General features: G+C 30.8%; 13 protein-coding genes. 12 read left to right on the top strand and 1 reads right to left on the bottom strand.

Annotated features, from left to right (window positions below; all coding sequences use genetic code 11):
* Positions 1-7: 7 nt before the first annotated feature.
* Entirely contained in the window at positions 8-751 is a 744-nt protein-coding gene (locus T434_RS0103200) for a hypothetical protein (RefSeq protein WP_035358220.1), read from the bottom strand.
* A 165-nt stretch (positions 752-916) separates the two neighbouring features.
* Between T434_RS0103200 and T434_RS0103195 the strand changes: the two genes are divergently transcribed.
* The 12 genes from T434_RS0103195 to T434_RS0103140 all read left to right on the top strand — a co-directional run bounded on the left by T434_RS0103195 (position 917) and on the right by T434_RS0103140 (position 20499).
* Positions 917-1609: a PIG-L deacetylase family protein gene (locus T434_RS0103195; RefSeq protein WP_026399870.1), complete on the top strand. Its 693-nt coding sequence runs from the start codon at positions 917-919 to the stop codon at positions 1607-1609.
* A gap of 10 nt (positions 1610-1619) precedes the next feature.
* Entirely contained in the window at positions 1620-2594 is a 975-nt protein-coding gene (locus T434_RS0103190) for a GNAT family N-acetyltransferase (RefSeq protein WP_026399869.1), read from the top strand.
* A gap of 13 nt (positions 2595-2607) precedes the next feature.
* Positions 2608-3822, top strand: a complete 1215-nt coding sequence (locus T434_RS0103185) for an L-serine ammonia-lyase (protein ID WP_026399868.1) — start codon at positions 2608-2610, stop codon at positions 3820-3822.
* Between the two features lie 131 nt (positions 3823-3953).
* Positions 3954-4730, top strand: coding sequence for an InlB B-repeat-containing protein (locus T434_RS0103180; RefSeq protein ID WP_026399867.1), 777 nt, complete (start codon positions 3954-3956; stop codon positions 4728-4730).
* A 14-nt stretch (positions 4731-4744) separates the two neighbouring features.
* On the top strand, positions 4745-6307 hold the full coding sequence (locus tag T434_RS0103175; RefSeq protein WP_026399866.1) for a phosphodiester glycosidase family protein: 1563 nt from the start codon (positions 4745-4747) through the stop codon (positions 6305-6307).
* 223 nt (positions 6308-6530) lie between these two features.
* Entirely contained in the window at positions 6531-7376 is an 846-nt protein-coding gene (locus tag T434_RS0103170) for a MurR/RpiR family transcriptional regulator (protein ID WP_026399865.1), read from the top strand.
* 144 nt (positions 7377-7520) lie between these two features.
* A complete protein-coding gene (gene anmK, locus T434_RS0103165) occupies positions 7521-8666 on the top strand; it encodes an anhydro-N-acetylmuramic acid kinase AnmK (protein WP_051614352.1) in 1146 nt (381 codons plus the stop codon).
* Positions 8656-9876: a glycoside hydrolase family 10-like protein gene (locus T434_RS06770; RefSeq protein ID WP_162150672.1), complete on the top strand. Its 1221-nt coding sequence runs from the start codon at positions 8656-8658 to the stop codon at positions 9874-9876. Before anmK ends, T434_RS06770 begins: the two co-directional genes overlap by 11 nt.
* A complete protein-coding gene (locus tag T434_RS0103155; protein WP_026399863.1) occupies positions 9873-13094 on the top strand; it encodes a family 10 glycosylhydrolase in 3222 nt (1073 codons plus the stop codon). Before T434_RS06770 ends, T434_RS0103155 begins: the two co-directional genes overlap by 4 nt.
* Positions 13095-13116: 22 nt before the next feature.
* Positions 13117-16128: an N-acetylmuramoyl-L-alanine amidase gene (locus tag T434_RS0103150; RefSeq protein ID WP_026399862.1), complete on the top strand. Its 3012-nt coding sequence runs from the start codon at positions 13117-13119 to the stop codon at positions 16126-16128.
* A gap of 146 nt (positions 16129-16274) precedes the next feature.
* Complete coding sequence (locus T434_RS0103145; RefSeq protein ID WP_026399861.1) at positions 16275-18716, top strand: hypothetical protein; 2442 nt, start codon at positions 16275-16277, stop codon at positions 18714-18716.
* 172 nt (positions 18717-18888) lie between these two features.
* Positions 18889-20499, top strand: a complete 1611-nt coding sequence (locus tag T434_RS0103140; RefSeq protein WP_026399860.1) for an immunoglobulin-like domain-containing protein — start codon at positions 18889-18891, stop codon at positions 20497-20499.
* Positions 20500-20553 lie beyond the last annotated feature (54 nt).

Here is a 20553-nt window from a genome sequence, read left to right as displayed (position 1 = left end):
TGATTTTTTATGAATGAATCATATCTTTAATTTCTTTTACGATAAATTCATTAGGATTAAAGTATTTAATTAAAAAATTTAATATTTCTGAAGCAGATTCTTTATTTTTAAGATACCCCTGACGCATATTAGAAATAATAGATTTTGCTTCTTTAAAATGAAATTCAATACGTCTTTCATAAACAAAGTAATCCTCAAACTCTATTGTATTTTCGAAACAATATGGAAATAACTGAACAACAAGTTGATATGCGTAAGACTGAATGAATGTTGTAGCAGAAGCATACTCACCACGTTTTTCACGCTTTAAACCAATATATAGATTTGATAATGCTTCGTTTACATGATAGGATATATCAATTGGTTTTTTGAATTTTATATTTTTACAATCAGAAATATTCTCTAGATATGTTTCCTTTTGATAATAAATTTTTCCTTTTGTATAAGTAGCATTTAATATTTCATCTTCAGTGAATACAGCGTATTCTGCAAAAGTACCATCACTAAAAAGTACTTTATTACCATCATTAGAATTTTTAAATGTAAATAAAATGGGATGAATTTCTAACCAATCAAGTTGATATAAAAAGCGATCTTTAGATCCATTTTTAACAACTAAGAAAAAATCCATATCTGAATATTCATCAGCTCTTTTGGTTTCAGACATGCTTCCTAAACCTAATAAACATAAAACTTCGTTGTATAAAGCAACACGATTGCTTAATAAATACATATTTTTAATTGATTTCATTAACTTATCTCCTTTGATTTGATTTTATCAGTTTGTATCAATTCAAATAAGAAGATGCATTAAAATTATATGTGTAATCGATTACATTTTTATTTATCGTATCAAAAGTAAACTTATACTAAATCGTTTATAATCAAATTATGAAGCAATAAAGGAGTATAAATTATGAGTTCTGTTTATATGGCAATAGGTGCACATATCGGTGATGTTGAATTGACTTCAGGTTTAGTTTTAGCAGATTTAGCTTTAAAAGGACATAAAATAATTACTGTTGCGTTAACTGCAGGGGAACGTGGTAACCCACCACATATGGATGTAGAAACATATCGTAAACAAAAAATTAATGAAGCAAAAGCATTTGCAAGTCTGTTAAATGGAGAAGCTATTGTATTCGACTATAATGATGGAGAACTACCTAATAATGAAAAAGTTCGTTTTGAAGTTGCTGAATTAATAAGAAAATATAAACCTACATTAATTTTTACACACTGGAAAGAATCAATGCATATTGATCATAAGAAATGTAGTGAGATTGTGCAAGACGCAACTTTTTATGCAGGTATTGATATGGGGAATAAAATAAAAGGAGAAAGGCATTTTTCTCCAACATATTTTTCAGAAAATTGGGAAGATTCAGAAGGTTTTGTACCGTATATTTATATACCGTGTAGTGAAGAAGCATATGAGTTATGGAAAAAAGCACTTCAAACACATTGGTTTGTAACAAATAGTAAGTCATTCAAATATTATGATTATTATACACATTTAGCTTTTGTACGTGGAGCATTAGCTCGTAAAACATATGCTCAAGCTTTTGCTGTTTTAGAATATCAAAAGAAAATTGTAAGAGAATTATAAGAGGTCAAAAATGGAAATTATAAATTATCAAGACAAATATTTAGATCAAATTGTTGAAATATGGAATATGGATGTTGCTCCACAATCAATCTATAAATCTTTCACAAAAGAAAAGTTTGTGAAACATTTCATCAATCATCCGTTATTTGATCCCAATTTATTTTTAATACTAAAAAAAGATGAAGAAGTAATTGGTTTTGGACATGGCGCATATCAAAATTTAGAAAGTACGACACCCGGATTTATTACATTTGTTGTTGTAAAAAACGCTTTTCAAAGACAAGGTTTTGGGACTAAAATGCTTCATGAATTAGAGTTAAGACTAAAAAAAATGGGTAAAAAATTTATTCGTGAGTTATTTTTAAATCCGTTCCAACTAGAATGGTATATACCAGGACATGAACCCCATGATCATCCGAATGCACCTGCTATACCTTATCATTCACCATTTTATTTTTTCTTAATTAATAATGGGTATATAATTGATGGACAAAATCAAGACGCATTTTATCAAGACATTAGAAAATATAAATTACCTAAACATATTGAAGAACTAAATTGTAAAAATATGAATGATGGATATTATATTACTGAATATGATCCAAATAAACATCACGGTTTTGAATCACTTTTTAAAGCATTAAATAATGATTTGTGGCTTCAAACAGTAAATAATAATTTAGCATTGAAAAACCCATTAAAAATGCTTGTTGTTCATAAAGATGGTGAAATTTTAGGTTGGACAGGACCACTTAAAACAGAAAATTCAAAACGTGGATATTTTGCAGGTATTGGTATACATCCTAATGCTCAAGGAAGAGGTTTAGGTAAAAGTTTATTTGCAGAATTGATTTTACATTCTAAAAACAATGGTGCTCATTTTATGACGCTATTTACAGGTTCACAAAATCCGGCAAGAAAAATATATTTGAATGCAGGATTTAAAATTATTGAGTCTTTTGCTATTATGAGAAAAGATTTATAAAAAGGAGCAGTTTATGTTATCTATTCGTTATTTATATAACATTGGTTATGGACCATCAAGTTCACATACAATGGGACCAGGAAATGCAGCTAAAATTTTAAAAGAAAAATATCCAAATTTAGATAAAGTACATGTTATTCTTTATAATTCATTAGCATTAACCGGTAAAGGGCATTTAACACATGATGCAATTATGGATGTTTTTAAACCTATAGAAGTTGAATTTGAACATCAAATTGATTTAAAAAAACATGCCAACACTTTAATTTTTAAAGGATATTTTAATGATGAATTCATTTTTGAAGAAGAAGTTAAAAGTATTGGTGGTGGCCAAATTGTTTTTGGAAATATAGAAGAAAAAGCACCACATATATATCCACATCAAACATTTAATGAAATAAAAAACTATTGTAAGAAAAAACAAATTTCCTTATATGACTATGTTATTGAAGTTGAAGGTATAGAAATTGTTGACTATTTAAAAATAGTTTGGGAAACAATGAAGCATTCAGTTGAAAATGGATTAAAAGCAGAAGGCGTATTACCTGGACCATTAAAAGTTATAAGAAAAGCAAAAACACTCATCAATAAAAAACTTAAAAATGAACCAGATGAAGTAAAAGAAAATCGATTAGTGAGTGCTTATGCTTTTGCAGTAAGTGAAGAAAATGCAGCAGGTGGAATTGTTGTTACAGCGCCAACATGCGGTGCCTGTGGCGTTGTTCCTGCAGTATTATATTATATGCATCAAAAACATAAATTTATTGATGAAAATCGTATCATAAAAGCTTTAGCTATTGCTGGTTTGTTTGGTAATCTTATTAAACATAATGCATCAATATCAGGCGCAGTTGCAGGATGTCAAGCAGAAGTTGGAAGTGCATGTTCAATGGCAGCAGCAGCTCATGCAACATTATTTAATTTATCAATTGATCAAGTTGAATATGCTGCAGAGATTGCTATGGAACATCATTTAGGATTAACATGTGATCCGATTAACGGTTTTGTTCAAATTCCTTGTATCGAGAGAAATGCTGTAGCAGCTTTAAGAGCAATTGATGCCTGTGGTTTAGCATATTTTTTATCAGATTCAAGAAAAATTTCATTTGATATGGTGATACAAACTATGTATCAAACGGGTCTTGATATGCACACAGGTTATAAAGAAACATCCGAGGGTGGCCTAGCTAAGCAGTATGAATATTTCAAAGATGATAATTGTTGGTAAAAGTCGGTCAAACCGACTTTTTATTTATTTCATGTAATGATAGCGATTTCATATATTAAAAATTTTTTTCGTGTCGTAAGTTATACAATATACTCATATAAGCATAATTCAAAAGAGTAGGGGGGTAGTTTATGAAAAAACTACTAAGTGTATTATTATTTTCATTTTTAGTTTTTTTGGTTGCTTGTAATGAAGCAAATATAGTTAAAGTTACATTAGATTTAACAGACGGTTCTACACCACAAGAATTTACATTAGAAGTGGGAGCGTTATTTGAAGAACCGGAAACACCAATTAGAGAAGGGTATACTTTTATCCGTTGGTATTCAGAAAATGAGTCAGAAAGTTTTGACTTTACAAAACCTATCACGGAAAATATAACGATTTATGCGTTATGGGAAATATATGAGTCACCGTTAAAAAAAGCATTAGCCTTTCTGCATGAAGAAAACAATTATACTTTAACGGTTGCTATTAAAGATTTACAAATGTATACCGACACTATCGTGACATTTGAATATGATGGAGCAATCTCTAAGTTCCAAGATGGGGATTATATAGAATATTACGATCGCTCTGCAAGAAAACATTATGGATATTATCCTTCAAGTGAAGGTTATGTGAAAAAAGAAATAGAATCATCAAAAAATCAATTTTATTATAAATTTACAGAAGAAATGTTCACTTATGTAAATAATATGTATATTTTAAATAACAATCAATATGGTATTTTAGATTCATTCTTAAGTTTTTCTGAAGGTATTACAATGGCTAATCTTTCATTAACATTGAATGAAGAAGGAACTTTGAATCAAATTGTATTTGATGCAAAAGTTGATACTATTAAATTTGTTGTTACAATGACATTTAGCAATATAGGCGAAGTTAGTATCGCCTTACCTGCCTAAGGGGGTATGTATAAATGAAAATTAAAAAGCTATTTATTGCAATATTTTATTTATTATTAGTTGTTGTCATTGGGACACAAACGACCCATGCTGCTGATTTAGAGTATAAGTTTAGTGCCACAACTAGAGAAGTTAACAACTATAACGATATTGTTCATATCCGAATGATTGGTCAGATGACTTTAGGTACAACTACAACTAATCAACACTATAACTATATCGGTGCAAATTTAAAAAACTCAGATTATCGTGTTATAGCTGCAGATAACTATCAGCCATTTGCATGGGGGATGAGTCCATTAACTGGATTAATTTACAATGCAGAAAATAGATTTCCTCAAATTCAAGTTTATGGTGGTATTAATGCTGACTTTTATGATATAAACAATACAGGTCGTGCAACAAATCATCATATTATAAACTTTGAAGTTTATCATAGGGGTGGAAAAAACGCTAATGCTGTTGGTTTTTTAGATGATGGGTCAGTTATTTTTGGGAATCCGACTCACCAAGGGCAACACATTAATATTTTAGGTAAAGATAGTGAATTGAAAAATAGAATTAAAATTGATCGAACAAACCAATTACCACAAAATGATTTAGAAGTAGCAATTTTCTTTGAAAATTATGGTTTAGAAATTCCTGCGGAATTACCTAAAGTAGTTGTTAAAGCTTCTGATATTAAAATTGCAGGTGATGGTACAAGATCCTATGCAAAAGGTGTTTTACTAGAACATACAACTGAAGCTGTAACTGTTAAAGAAAGAACATTTGTTTTGGTTGGTAAAACATTCCAAGATGATAACTTAGTAACTGATTCTGATACAATTTTAATACAAGAATTACTTGGAAATGGATTTGAAAATGCTAGATTTGCTGTTGGTGTCGGTGCACCATTAGTTGTTAATGGAAATATTGATGCTAATGTTAAAAATGCAACACCGACCGGACGCCATCCAAGAACAGCTATTGGTTTAACAAAAGAAGGTATTGTATTCTTTGTTGTTGTTGATGGACGTGCAGCACAAGAAGGTAAAGACGGTGTAACGTTAGAAGAATTAGCATATATCATGAAGTCACATGGAGCTCAATCTGCGTATAATTTAGATGGTGGTGGATCATCAACAATGATGATTGATAAAACTGGAGAAGGTGACTTTGAAGTATTAAATACATTATCTGATGGTAGATTACGTTCAATTTCAAATGGTTTATTATTTATTAAAGGTGACTTTGCTCCAATGTTTACAGAAGTGAGTTATCCTGATATGCGTTCACCATTTGATAGTCCTTCAAACTTATATGTAACAAATGAAGGTGTTTTAGGTTTCACTGGTGTTGAAAGTGCATATTATGATGTTAAGGTTGTCAATACTTTAACAGCTTACACAACGCAGTATACAGTAGCAAAAGAACAATTATCGCTTATTAAACTAAATCGTGGTACTTATAGCATCCAAGTTCGAATTAGAGGTAACAGTCAATTTAGTGGATCTGAATGGAGTGCACCATTTATCTATAATGTACATAGCGATGAAATTAATTCACTTTTAGATTTATTCAAAAATATCGCTTAGTTCATTGAAATAAAACAAGGAGTTTCAATCTCCTTGTTTTTTTATAATTGGAAAAAAGTGATAAAATTATGAATATATGTTCAATTTCTTCTTACAAATATGAAATTATGTGCAAATATTGTATAATTATCTAAAAATGCTATGTAAAAATATGAAACGCTTTCAACCGTGATATAATAAGTGCATGAGTAAAGAAAAACGTATTTAAAAGAGGTGTACAGTCATGAGTGTCATGCTTAATATGCTCAAAAATAAAGAATCATTAAGTACAGCAGAAAGAGTTGTGTTAGATTATCTTATCGAAAATAAAACAATTCTAAAAGACTTTAGCGTTGAAAAAATTGCTGAAGCTGCGTATACTTCACCTGCCTCTGTTGTAAGAATGTGTAAAAAACTTGGATATAATGGATTCAAGGATTTTAAAATTGATTTTATTTTAGCAAATTCAAAAGTTGAACTACCAGAAAATCAAGAGTATCAAGATATTATTCTAATAAAGGATCCTCAAGGTGGTAGAAAAGCAATAGAAAATAATATTAAAGCATTAGAAGAAACAATCAAACTATATGATGAAGCGGAATATACAAAAGCTGCCTCATTAATTATGAATGCACGTCGTATATTAATTTTTGGTAAAGGTTCCAGTCATTTAGTTTGTAAAGACCTTGAAATGAAATTAAGAAGAATTAATAAATTTTGTATCGCTCAAAGCGAATCTCATGACCAATTAATTGATGCCTCATTCTTAACTCCAAAAGATGTGGTTATATTAATTTCGAATTCAGGAAAAACAAAAGAAATTATTAGTGCTGCTTTATTAGCTAAAGAAAATAAAATACCAATTATTTCTGTTGTAAGTGTGGGTTCATCAATTCTTGCAGATCTTTCAGATGTTATTTTATACACATCTGCACTTGAAGGCGAATTTAGAAGCGCAGCAATGACATCTCGTATTTCACAAATGTCAGTTATTGATGCATTATTTGCAAAATGTGCGTATTTTGATATCGATCGATCAATTAGTGCATTAGAAACAACATATCGTACATTTAAGAAATTTAAACGATAATTATGTAAAAAAAGAAAAAAAACATCCTTTTTGCCGGATGTTTTTTTCTTTTTTTGAAAAGATTAATCAAAATAAAAGCGTTTACATATTATTGATAGTTCATTATTATATAATGATAATGAATTATTATGTAGGAGAAAATAAATGCTTGCAATCGGAATTATGACTGGAACTTCATTAGATGGTATAGATATTGCTTTATGTGATATTGAAGGTGTTGATGATTCAACGAAAATAAAGTTTCTTTACGGGAAAACTTTTCCATATCCATCTGATGTGTTACTTGAAATTCAAAAAGCAGTACATAACCAAGCAATCGTATCAGATATCGCATATCTGAATTTTCGTCTTGCAGAAGTCTATAGCCATTCAGTAAAAAAGTTAATTAATGAAACAAATTACTCAATGAATGATATTCAATTTATTTCAAGTCATGGACAAACAGTTTATCATCAAGGTAAAAGTGATGATAAAAAGAGAAGTTCAACATTACAACTTGGATCGGGTGCTGTTTTGGCAGAACTCGCTCAAACAACTGTTATTACTAATTTTAGAGAACATGATATGGCACAGGGTGGACAAGGAGCACCATTAATACCTTTTGTTGACAAAGTACTCTTTTATGATAAAAATAAAAATCGAATTATTCAGAATATAGGTGGTATTTCAAATATCTCACTTATTACAAAAAAAGATGAAGTTATCGCATTTGATACAGGCCCTGGGAACATGTTAATTAATGCAGGAATGGAATATCTATATCAAAAATCATTTGATGATAAAGGATTAACTGCAAGAAAAGGAAAACTCATTCAACCTTTATTTGAAATATTGATTAATCACCCATTCTATAATGAAAAACCACCTAAATCATGTGGACGTGAACAATTTGGGTTACCTTATTTAGAAAAGATAATTCACCCATTTTTACATGAAAGAAAAGAAGATATTATTCATACAATTACTTATGCAACTGTATATACAATGGCAGATGCTATCAAACGATATATTTATGTTGAATCAATTGATGAACTAATTGTATCAGGTGGTGGGGTTAAAAATGCGTTTTTAATGGAATTATTACAAAAATTATTAACACCAATCAAAGTTATTTCTTCTGATGAATTAGGAGTATCAAGTGATTTTAAAGAAGCAATTGGATTTGTTATATTAGGTAATCAAGTTTTAAATCAAAGACCAAATACATTAATTTCTGCAACAGGTGCAAAAAAACAAGTCATTGGTGGCAGCATACAATATTACTTCAAAGGAGAAAACCATGAAATATAGAATTAAACAAAACTCAAATGAATATTTAACTTATTTTAATACAAATGAAAAAGTAGAAATTCCAGAACAATTCAATCTAAAACCACTTCGTGCTTTTTGGGTATCCAATGTTGTTAATATTGATCTTCCTAATATGGAAGATAGTGAATTTAAAAATAAAGTATTAAAAATGCTTGATACTGCAGTTGAATTCAATATCAACACAATATTCTTTCAAGTTAGACCATTAAACGATGCCTATTATGAATCAAAATTAAATCCATATTCACGTTTCTTAACGGGTAAAGAAGGTAAGAAACCCGAATATGACGTATTTAAATTTGTTATCGATGAAGCCAAAAAACGTCAAATTGATATTCATGCATGGTGTAATCCGTATCGCGTTTCAATGAAACTTGAAAATATGTCAAAAGATGAATACTTAAGTACGCTTGATGACATGAATTTTGCTAAGAAAAATCCCGGACTTGTTATAACAGATAAAAATAATCAACTTATCTTAAATCCTACAAAAGAAGAAGTTAAATTATTTGTTATTGAATCAATGTTAGAAATTTTGGATAACTATGATGTTGCTGGTATCCACTTTGATGATTATTTTTATCCTTATGCAGGTTTATCAGAACACGATAATGACTTAAAAGATTTTGAAAATAGAATAGATAAATCTATGTCATTAGATGATTTTAGAAGATATCACATTACTGATATTGTAAAAAGATTACATAAAATCATTAAAGAAAAATATCCAAATAAGCAATTTGGTATTTCTCCATTTGGTATTTGGCAAAACTCAAGTTCAACACCACTTGGATCAAATACAGATCCGAAATGTTCACAAAGTTATGATAATCAATATGCTGATACATACCTTTGGGTAAAAGAAGGATATATTGATTATATTGTTCCACAACTTTATTGGGACTTTGAACATCCATTAGCACCATTTGCAGATTTGGCAAAATGGTGGGCTAATGTTGTTAAAGATACAAATGTAAAACTTTATATAGGGCATGGACCATATAGAATTGGTTCAGAAGGTGGTTATTCTAATGTTGAAGAAGTTGCAGATCAATTAAAATTTGCAAATCAGTTTGATGAAGTATCAGGTAACGTATTCTTTACATACAAAACATTTATTGATGAGTCTAAAAAAACTAGTATGGATCTCGTCAAGACATTATTAAATGAAGGGAAAAAGATAATATGAAGAAGATCCTTTTAGTTATTTTAAGTTTTTTAACGGCATTAACTATTTTTATTCAATTTCCAGTTTATGCAGATGATTCAAATTTAGAAGATACCAAACCAGAGTTTAGAGCAGCATGGCTCTCTCATTTTATTGGATCATTTCCAAATTACACAACAGAAGCTCAATTTAAACAACAAGCAACAAATGTGTTAGATTCATTAGAATATTACAATATCAATGCGATGATTATTCACTTTAGAACACATAATAATGCACTTTATAAATCGGAACTTAACCCGAAAGCAAGTTGGTTTCTTAATGTTGATTTTGATACGTTTGACCCAATGTTATGGTTGACTGAAGAAGCGCATAAACGTGGTATTGAAGTTCACGCATGGTTAAATCCATATCGCGTTGAAGACGGAAAAATTGCAGGAAATTATCCTGCTGCTAACCCTGCAAGTGATAGCAGTAACATACTTAGTTATGGTGGTAATAAAATATTAAATCCAGGATTACCAAATGTTAGAGAATTTGTTGCTGATACAATTGTTGAAATTTTAGAACAATATCCAGTTGATGCAATTCATTTTGACGACTATTTTTACATGAATTTAGGTACAAATGGTGGCTCAAGTGGATCAATTTTAACTGAACCAGACCAAGAAACATTTGTTCAATATGGCCAAGGTTATAATACAAATAGTGCGGCTGATAAAGCGAACTGGCGTCGTGAACAAGTAAACAAAATGGTTGAATTAGTTCATGAAACAATTAGTGATTTTAACGAACGTACCGGTCGAAAAGTTCAATTTGGTATTTCTCCTACAGGGATTTATCGAAACGGTACCGGTACTGTAACATATGATGCAAATGGAAAACCAATTACAAATGGTTCTGATACACGTGGACAAGAACACTATGCATCTTACTTATATGCGGATAGCTTAAAATGGATTACTGAAGGTTGGTTAGATTACATTCTTCCACAAAGTTACTGGGCGATAGATCATCCAGCTGCTGGTTATTATAATGTTATGGGCTGGTGGAATAAAGTTGTTAAAAACCTTGATGTTAATCTTTATTCAGGAATTGGAGTATATATGGCTGATTCATCTAGTAATACTTACGGATGGAAGAGCGATATGCAACAATTTGTTAAACAACTTAATTACTTACGAGGCTTAGAAAATACACAAGGGTATAGTATATATTCATATAAAGAAGTCAATTATGGATATACAAATACTTCTAGACTTTCTACAACTCAAATTAACAACGCAAAGCCATTAATGGACAATGTTGTTGTACTACCAAGAATTAAATCCATGGATCCAATTATTTTACCTGCGGTTCAAAATATTCAACATGCAAATGGTGAATTAACATTTAATCGTGTCGAAGGAGCTAAATTTTACTATATTTATCGCAGTGAAGGCATTCCTACATTTAAAAATAGTGAAATCGTTGGTGTTATTGGTGATACAGATGAAGATATCATCAAATACATAACAAACGATACAACAGGTAAATATATTTATGGAGTTCGTGCTTTATCACATACGAATGATTTAGGAGAACTTCCTTCAATTACAATTCCTGATACAGAAAAACCAGTCATTTCAATTGATAAAAACAAAACTGGTGATTTTTACAATGAACCAATTCAAATTGAATTATCAACAAGCGAACCAGCGTTATCGATTTACTATAGAATTCATAATGGTTCAGTTTGGTCACAATGGATAAAATATGATGGTCCAATTCAAATCAATAAATATGGTAAATATACAATTGAATATAAATCTAAAAATGCTTTAGATGAAGAATCACCCGTTGGATCTGAAATCATTGAATTGCGTGTTCCATTTATTGAAGATAATCAGTTTGTTGAAAGAAATGGCGAATACGTATACTTCAATGGTACGAATACAAAAGTTGAGTTACCAAAATATTATTTTGAATCAAAAAAAGAAGTTCGTGCAGTTTGGTATTCAATTGAAAACAACGAAGCATTCAAAAATGCTCAAACAGAATCTCAAGTAAAAGATGTTATTAATGATTTATTAGATAATCTTGAATCAATGAAAGTAAATACACTTTACTTTAAGGTCCGTTATCAAAATGATGCAATTTATCCATCAAATCTTGCACCTATTTCATCTATGATTCAATTTGAATATGATTTCTTACCATATTTAATCAATGAAGCACATAAACGTGGTATTGAAATTCATGCATGGTTAAATCCATTTAGAGTAACAAATTCTAAAGGATTAAAAGAAACACAACTTTCATTACTTGATAATGAAAACTATGCTAAACAAAATCCAAATCATGTCATTCAATATCAAGATGAATCATTGATGCTAAATCCAAATATTGAAGCTGTTCGTTTATATTTAGTTTCTGTAGTTGAAGAAATCATTTCTAAATATTATGTTGATGGTATTTTATTAGACCATGAATTTTATGCTCACCAAATAGATTCAACAGTTGATGGCATTATTGAACAAGATGAACTTTCAGCTGACGATATCAGAAGAAATAATGTTACATTAACCATCGAATCAGTTAATTCTGTAATTAAGGATTATAATGAGAGTGAAGGTAAATATATTAAATTAGGTGTTGCACCAACAGCTATTTGGCAAAATAAGTCATCTCATGAATTGGGATCTAACACTAAAGGTTTAGAAGGTTATAGCACATTATATTTAGATAGTTTAACTTGGATTGAAAATAATTTAGTTGACTATATCATGCCACAACTTTATACATCTTTTGATAATGAAGACATACCATTTGCAGATATTGTAAAATGGTGGAATGATGCAGTCAGTGATTCGAATGTTAAATTAATCATGAGTCATGACCTAGGGTTATATGAACTTGGAGAAAATGGTTGGATTGACTCAAGTGAATTGCTAGAACAATTAAGATTCCTAAAAATATATGGATCTGTTATAGGTTCTTCAATTCTTGATTATTCAGTATTAGAAAGTGAACATATATTTGTTAAAGAGGCAACATTAAGACTTGCTTCAACATACTGGCTAGAAACACCAAAACACCCATGGGATAACAATCTAATTGTTATAGATACAAATCATCCTGGAGAACTTCCAACGGATAATAACTACTTAACGGTAGTAATGATCGCAACTATAGGCGGTTTAGTAACTGTATTAGCTAGTGTATTCACTTTTTGGGGAATTAAAAAAAAGAAAAGATAAAAAATGAAAGGAAGGGGAAATCATGAAAAAAATCATTTGGATTCTGCTTGGGATTTTCAGTTTAGTATTGGTTTCATGTACTGGTAACGATGAACCAGTAAAAGAAACTATTACATTAACTGTTGATCAACAAGGTACCTTAGAACTTGAAGAAGGCGATTCAGCAACGATTCAAGTTTCAACAAATGATGAATTGGGATATACTGTTACAGTAGAAAATAATTCTATTGTTTCAGTAAATAACAATGAAGTTACAGCTTTAAAAGCTGGATCTACAACAATTCGTTTCACAGCTAAAAGTGATGAAACTGTATATGTTATTGTTAATGTTACCGTCATCGAAAAGATTAATTTAAACGTTCAACCGATTGATGTTACACTTTGGAAAGGTATGAGTTATCAACTAAAAGTTGATGCTGATACTGATGTAACATTCAAATCTTCAAATGAAGAGGTTGTTATTGTTACAGAATACGGTTCATTATATTTAGTTGGAACAGGAGAAGCAACAATTACTGTTGCATCTAAAGATAGACCATCTGTTAAGCGTGAAATACCTATTGAAGTATTTGAACTTTCTATCGAAGGCGTTTCAAAAGCTAACATTGGTACGGAAAGACAATTAGTTGCAGTTAAAAAAGCAGGAATACCCGTTGAAGAAGATGTTATTTGGACGATTAACCGCAGCGATCTTGCTTCATTATCTGATACAGGTAAAGTAACATTCATTAAAACTGGTAAAGTCACTGTAACTGCAAAGTTAGCATCTGATAATACTGTTTTATATCGTCATGAAATCGTGATTGTTAATGAAATGGTATATGATTTAGAAGCTAAAGAAGATGATGTTTTATTATTAGATGGATTAGATTTTGTATATGGTGAAAGATTATTTAATAATCTTCAAGATTTACATGATCATATGCCAAATAGTAACTCAACAATTCGTATGATTCGAGCAAGTGAAACTGAAGATTTAGTTATCGATTTAGAAGGCATTAAATTATATGCTGATAACTTAAGTATGAAAAAAAATATTCATATTAAAGCGAATAACGTTGCTATTTCAGGTTTTGTATTTGATAGTGATGCAGAATTAATTATTGATGATAACTTAAATGGTATCTCAGTATTAAATAGTAAATTTGTTAATTCTAATACAAATAAATCTGCTGTTATTAAAGTAAATAATCCTTCGAACTTAACAATTGAAGGTAACGAAATTACAAACTTTATTGGTACAGCAATTGAAATTAATGAATTTAATCAAGGTAAGATTATTGTCCAAAAAAATAAAATTACTAACGTTGAAACAGCAATTTTAGTTGATGGAGCAAACTATCATAAAGATGCTCAATTACAATTAGTAAGAAATGATATTGATCAAGTAAAAAATGGATTTGATGTTACCCTTGAAGGGTTATCAATTTTAGCTTATGCAAGATTTAATTCAGTGACAAATTATGCTGAATATGCAGCTAAAACTAGCGAAACTTTACAAGTTGATTACACATTAAACCATTGGGGTAAAGAAGAATTAGATTTAAATGATTTCTTAAATGTTGAACCTAAATATTTAAGAGGGCATTATGAAACAAAAGAATCAATAATTTCAGAAGAAGATTATGACCCACAAGGTCCAGCAAAAATTTATATTACTTCAGATATTTCTGAAATGTGGGTTAATGATAGTGTTCGCATTAAATACGAATATTTACCATATGAATTGAAAAACCCAAGTTTTAGATTTGCATCTAGTGATGCGGATAAACTTTCTATTTCTGGTGTTGGTCAAATGACTGCATTAAGAAGTGGATTAGTAACAGTAACAATTAGTTCAAGTCGAAACAGTGATGTGTTTGCATCAATTGAATTTGGAATTCTTACAGATCCAGGTATTTTAGTTACACCATCCACTTATGATTATGCATTATTAACAGGCATGCCATTATCATTTGAGACATCTGTTTTCCCGTATACTCATGAAAACGAAGAAATCGTATTTTCATCAAGTGATGAATCTATTGCCTCTATTAATAATTCTGGTGTTGTAACAAATAAAAAAGCTGGAAAAGTTACATTTACTATGAAATTAGCAAATGACCAATCTGTAAAGGTTGAATATACAGTTGAATTCTTTGATAGTTTAGATAAGGATAATTTATTAGACTTACTCACAATGAATCAATTAGCCTTCTCTGAAGAACATAATATTTATGCGATTGGTACAGGATTCTCATATCGTAAGGTAAGCTATGCGTCTGTTTCACTTTATTACTTTGGTGATGTTGTTGTTACACCGGATATTATTGATAAAAATGATTATCAACGTCCAGGTACTTTAAAACCTAATCATCCATCTGGTATTACACAATATAATTCAGATAACGTGTACTGGATTGTGTTCCATGATACAGCAAATACCGATCCAAATAGTGGTGCGCTTTCTCATAGTAATTACTTGAAAAATTTAGTTAAAAACAATACACCAACATATGTTTCATGGCATTATACATTAGATGATCAAATGCTTATTCAACATATTCCTGATAATGAAATTGCATACCATGCAGGAGATGGTTCGACATTACCTGGACAAGGTTCATATCTTGGTGGTGGTAATAGAAATGGTATTGGGTTAGAAACAGCAGTAAGTGAAAACTATGATTTAGTACGTATTTGGCAAAGAACTGCTAAATTTACTTCAAAAAAAGCTGTTCAATATAACCTTCCACAAGATCATATTAGATTCCATAGAGACTTTAGTGGAAAATCATGTCCAAACACATTATTCCATTCCAATATGGAGCAATATTTCCAACGCTATTTATCTATTGAATATAGAATCGCTAAAGAGTTCTCTAATGCTCAAATTAGCATGGTTTCAAACAATCCAGATATTTTAGATAATACAGGTCGAATTATTAGTATTCCTCAATACTCACAAACAGTTTCATATACAGTAACAGTCACTTATGGTGGCCAAACTCAATCAAGAACTTTCTCTACATTTGTTCCTGGTTCAATTAGATAATTTACAAAGTATGAAAAAATTAATCAAAAATTAAAAAAAGTAAAGCGTTTTCTGTAAGTGGCTGAGCTTTAAGTTGACAGCGCTTACACAATGAACTAAAATAAAGGTAAGAAACAAAACAAAAAAATAAGGTAAGGGAGTAAAAAATGAAGAAATTAACTACTTTTGTTCTATTTGTCTTCGCGATGCTTATGGTTATGGCACCTATGACTTTTGCAGCTGAGACAGATGATATAGTTGATCTTTATCCAAACGATAAAATCACAGACTTACAAACAACTTATGGTGACTCTAACTGGGACTTAGTATATAACGGACATCGTTATCACTTTGTTCGCGGTGCAGCTCGATATGTATCTAAATTAGCTAACAAAGATACTTATGTAGCAGCAGATTTACCAGGTTTAAGCTTTAATGCTTTCGCAGCATTATGGATTAATGATACTGAAAGAGATGTGGAATTCACAACAACTAACGCTCGTACAGACTTAACAACTGTTGTTCATCGTATGTATGCATACTTTGATGAAAACGGTAAAATGTACATGTTCGAAGACCATATCAGCACATATTTCATCACTAATGATGGTACAGCTGAAGCTGAAGACTGGAGATTCTCAACAGAACAAGAAATCGCAGATTACAACGAAGCAGATGCTGAAGCTAAACCAGAAAATATGTTAAGCACTCATGTTCGTGTTGTATTAGACGAATCAGATGATGATGGTTACAAAATTGAACCATTAGGTTATTTAACTTGGTATCATAAAGCTTACAACGCTGAAACTAATCCTGTTAAATCAATCTTATTAGATGATGAACCAAACTCAGTTTCAATTCCTGCAGGTCATACAGTTGTATCATTTGGTACATTAGACCGTGGTACTGCAAATGCTAAAACAACTGAATGGATTAAATCATTACCTTATGCAATGATTCAGGAAGAAGCTGAAACAGCTCAATTTACTTTTGATGCTCCAATTGTTTATACGGGTGTATCTTCATTAGATAAAGATCCATCTCAAGCTGGTATTCAAATGGTTGCTCCATATAGAACATCATTTGATTTCCCATCAAATTTAACAGCAGCATTCAGCAAAATGACAGTTGAAGAAAATAATAACTTAGTATTTACTGATCAATATGTTGACTTTAAAGTTGAAATTTCTAAAGATGGCGAATTATTAGAAACTATTAATTATGTTTACAGCGGTTCAGGCACAACTTATACTAAGAATGCTCAAACTGTAATCGATACTAACGTATTTGGTGACGAATATGACGTTAAATTCATTGCACAAACTGAAAGTGGCTTAGTTAACGAAGTTAATGCTACATTAATCGTTGGTGTTATTCCTCCAAGATTCACTAACGTTAAGAATAGAGCATCTGACGAAGGTGTTCCTCTACTTGACTTATTATATGATGTAAAAGCTACTGCATTTGATGCAAACAGCCAAGCAGTTGATAGAACAGAAAATATTAACATCAAACTTCCTGAAGGATTCAACCAATATAATCCTCAACCAGGTGTTTATGATATCGAATTATCATTCTCATATGATGTTGTATTCGAAGGTACAATCGATGATACATTAACTATTACTTATGGTGACAATGTTACTGCAGTTACTAAAGATAAAGTTGATACAGTTACCGTTTTAAACAATGGTACTGCATATGGACGTTTTGCAATCTTCACAGATACTACAGCATTCCGTGCTGCTACAGGTATCGGATCATATGGTGTTTTAGTATTAGTTGTTAAAGACAATAAAGTTATCACTGTTTCAGATCGTCTAGGCGGTAGATTCTTAAGTGATTCTCAAACAGTTACATCTGGTTGGGCAGCTGCAAATGCTGAAGCATGGCAACAATCATTCACAATTCCTGATGGAGCTGTTGTATTGGTTACATTTGGATCAGCAAATATTGGTACATATTCTGGTATTCAATTAAATGCGGATGTTTCAGTTGCAGGTATTAACCCAAGTGTTGTTAAAACTGTAGAAGCTTCTCAAACATTCAAATTTACAATTGATGACATTACTGCTCCAACAGTTATCGTTAAAGAAAATAACGTAAAAGTTGACCCAGCTATCTATACAAATAGAGATATAGCTGTATTATCAAACATCATTGCATTCGATAACGCAACTGCTAATAACGAACTTGATAAATACGTATCAAGTTACGGTGGACTTGATTTAAGCACCCCTGGTACTTACAATGTTGAAGTTACTGTTGCAGATATGGCTGGTAACCAAACAATAGTTGAATTCAAAGTAACAGTTATTGAACCAACTCCAAACCGTGGTGAAGTTGAAGAATTACAAGATATTATTGATGAATTAACTGAAGAAAATGAAAACCTAAAAGATCAACTACAAGATTTAGAAAAAGAATTAGTTGATACTAAAGATCAATTAGGTAACCAAATCGAAGATTTAGAAAAAACATTAGATCAAACTAAGAACGAAATTCCTCAAAATACAGTTTCTGTATTAATGGCAGTATTAATGTCTCTTGGTGCAGCTGTATTAGCATTCGGTGGATCAGTTGTATTATTCTTCGTTAAGAAAAAATAATATACTTTAAAAATGAAAGAGTCTAACTATTTTTAGTTAGGCTTTTTTTGTAAAGTATGTGAAAAAACTTTTAATAAGTTGAAAAATATGCGAAAGCGATTTCATACTATATTGTAATATAGTATAATGTAGGTGTAAAAATATCCATATAAAAAGGGAAAAGAGGTACAAAATGAAAAAAATATATGCTGTTTTAACATTAGCATTATTCGCAATCTTCTTAGTTGCATGTAACAATAACAACGCTGGTGGCGGTAATGGTGGTGGCAACAATGGCGGCGGTGATAATGGGGATGATAAACCAACTGCTGAAATCATTGGTGTAGTTGATACAACAATCAATGTTGGTGACGATTTTGATCCTAAAGCAGGTGTAACTGCTAAAGACAGAGTTACTGGCGAAGATTTAACAAACAGTATTGAAATAACTGGTACATATCTAACTAACACAAAAGGTGTATACACAATCACTTATACAGTTGTTGGTTCAGATGGTAAAGAAGTTAGTGTGGATCGTAAATTAACAGTTCAAGAAGTTTCAGCTAAAGTTGATATCGTTATTATGCACGGAGCTCCATATGAAGTTGATCCATTCCGACAAGACTATACTGGTAAACAACAAGCTATTAGACAACAACTTCAAAGACAAGCAGAAGAAAAATATAATGTCCGTGTAAGATATATTGAATATCCATCAAATGCTCCTTGGGGTAATGACCGTGTTCAAGCAATTATTAACGCAAGTAGATCAGGTAATCCAATGGCTCATATTTATTGGACAACTTCAGACTGGACACAAGCTTTAGTTTCAGGTAATGCAATTGTTCCGGTTGATCAATATTTATCAACAATTGGTAAAAATATTACTGAAGAAACTAAAACATTAGGCACATTCAAAGAGAAAGTTTATGCATTCCAAACAGGTAAACCTACCGTTGAAAACGGATTATTCTTCAATGATGATTTATTAGAAGAATTAGGAATTGAGAACCCTGCTCAATTATTCTTAGATGGTGAATGGACTTGGTCAAAATTTGAAGCATGGGCAAAACAAGCACAAACTAAATTAGCAGTTCAAGGCGATGATTATGCTGTATTAGGTGGTAACCCTAACGTTTACGCTCAATACATGGTTCCATTAAACGGTGGTACGTTAATTAATCGTCGTACATTAACTGTAGGGTTTGCTCAAAAAACTGCTTTAGATACATATGATTTCTTAGTGTCATTATGGCAAGCTAAACTATTCGAAACTAGTGGTCAATATGATGCAGGCTCACCTGCATGGCAAGCTGGTAAAGTATTAATGCATCCAGGTGCTTTATGGTTCAAGAACGCGGATAACAGATGGAAGAACTTAAACTTTGATTTAGGTTTCGTTCCTTATCCAAGAAGTGATTCATATAAAGGTAAATACGTATCACCGGTTTCAGGTGTTGCAGTATATAACTTAGCAGCTGGTTATTCAGCAGACATTCAAGAATTAGCATTTAAAGTATGGAATGAAATTCAAATTTGGCAAACAGATGAAGAATTCAAAAACGAATTTGAAGATGCATTAATCCAATCATACAATAAAGATATTTATATTGATGCAATCTTAGAAATCTATGATAAAGCTGAATTAGAATTGATCTTTGCATTAGGTATTGGTACATATGATGCAAATAGTTGGTTCATTAAGATTAACAATGCTATTAAAGGTATTGGTGATTCTCCAAGAGCCGCTATGGAATCTATCTTACCTACATACAATGCTAAACTAGAAGAACTATATAAATAAAAATTAAGCTCACAAAATAAATCAAAACAAAAATTAGTGGTAGCAACCTTCCGA

It is taken from the genome of Acholeplasma equifetale ATCC 29724 (assembly GCF_000687735.1).
Classification (GTDB): domain Bacteria; phylum Bacillota_I; class Bacilli_A; order Acholeplasmatales; family Acholeplasmataceae; genus Acholeplasma; species Acholeplasma equifetale.
This window is presented reverse-complemented; position numbering and strand designations above follow the sequence as displayed.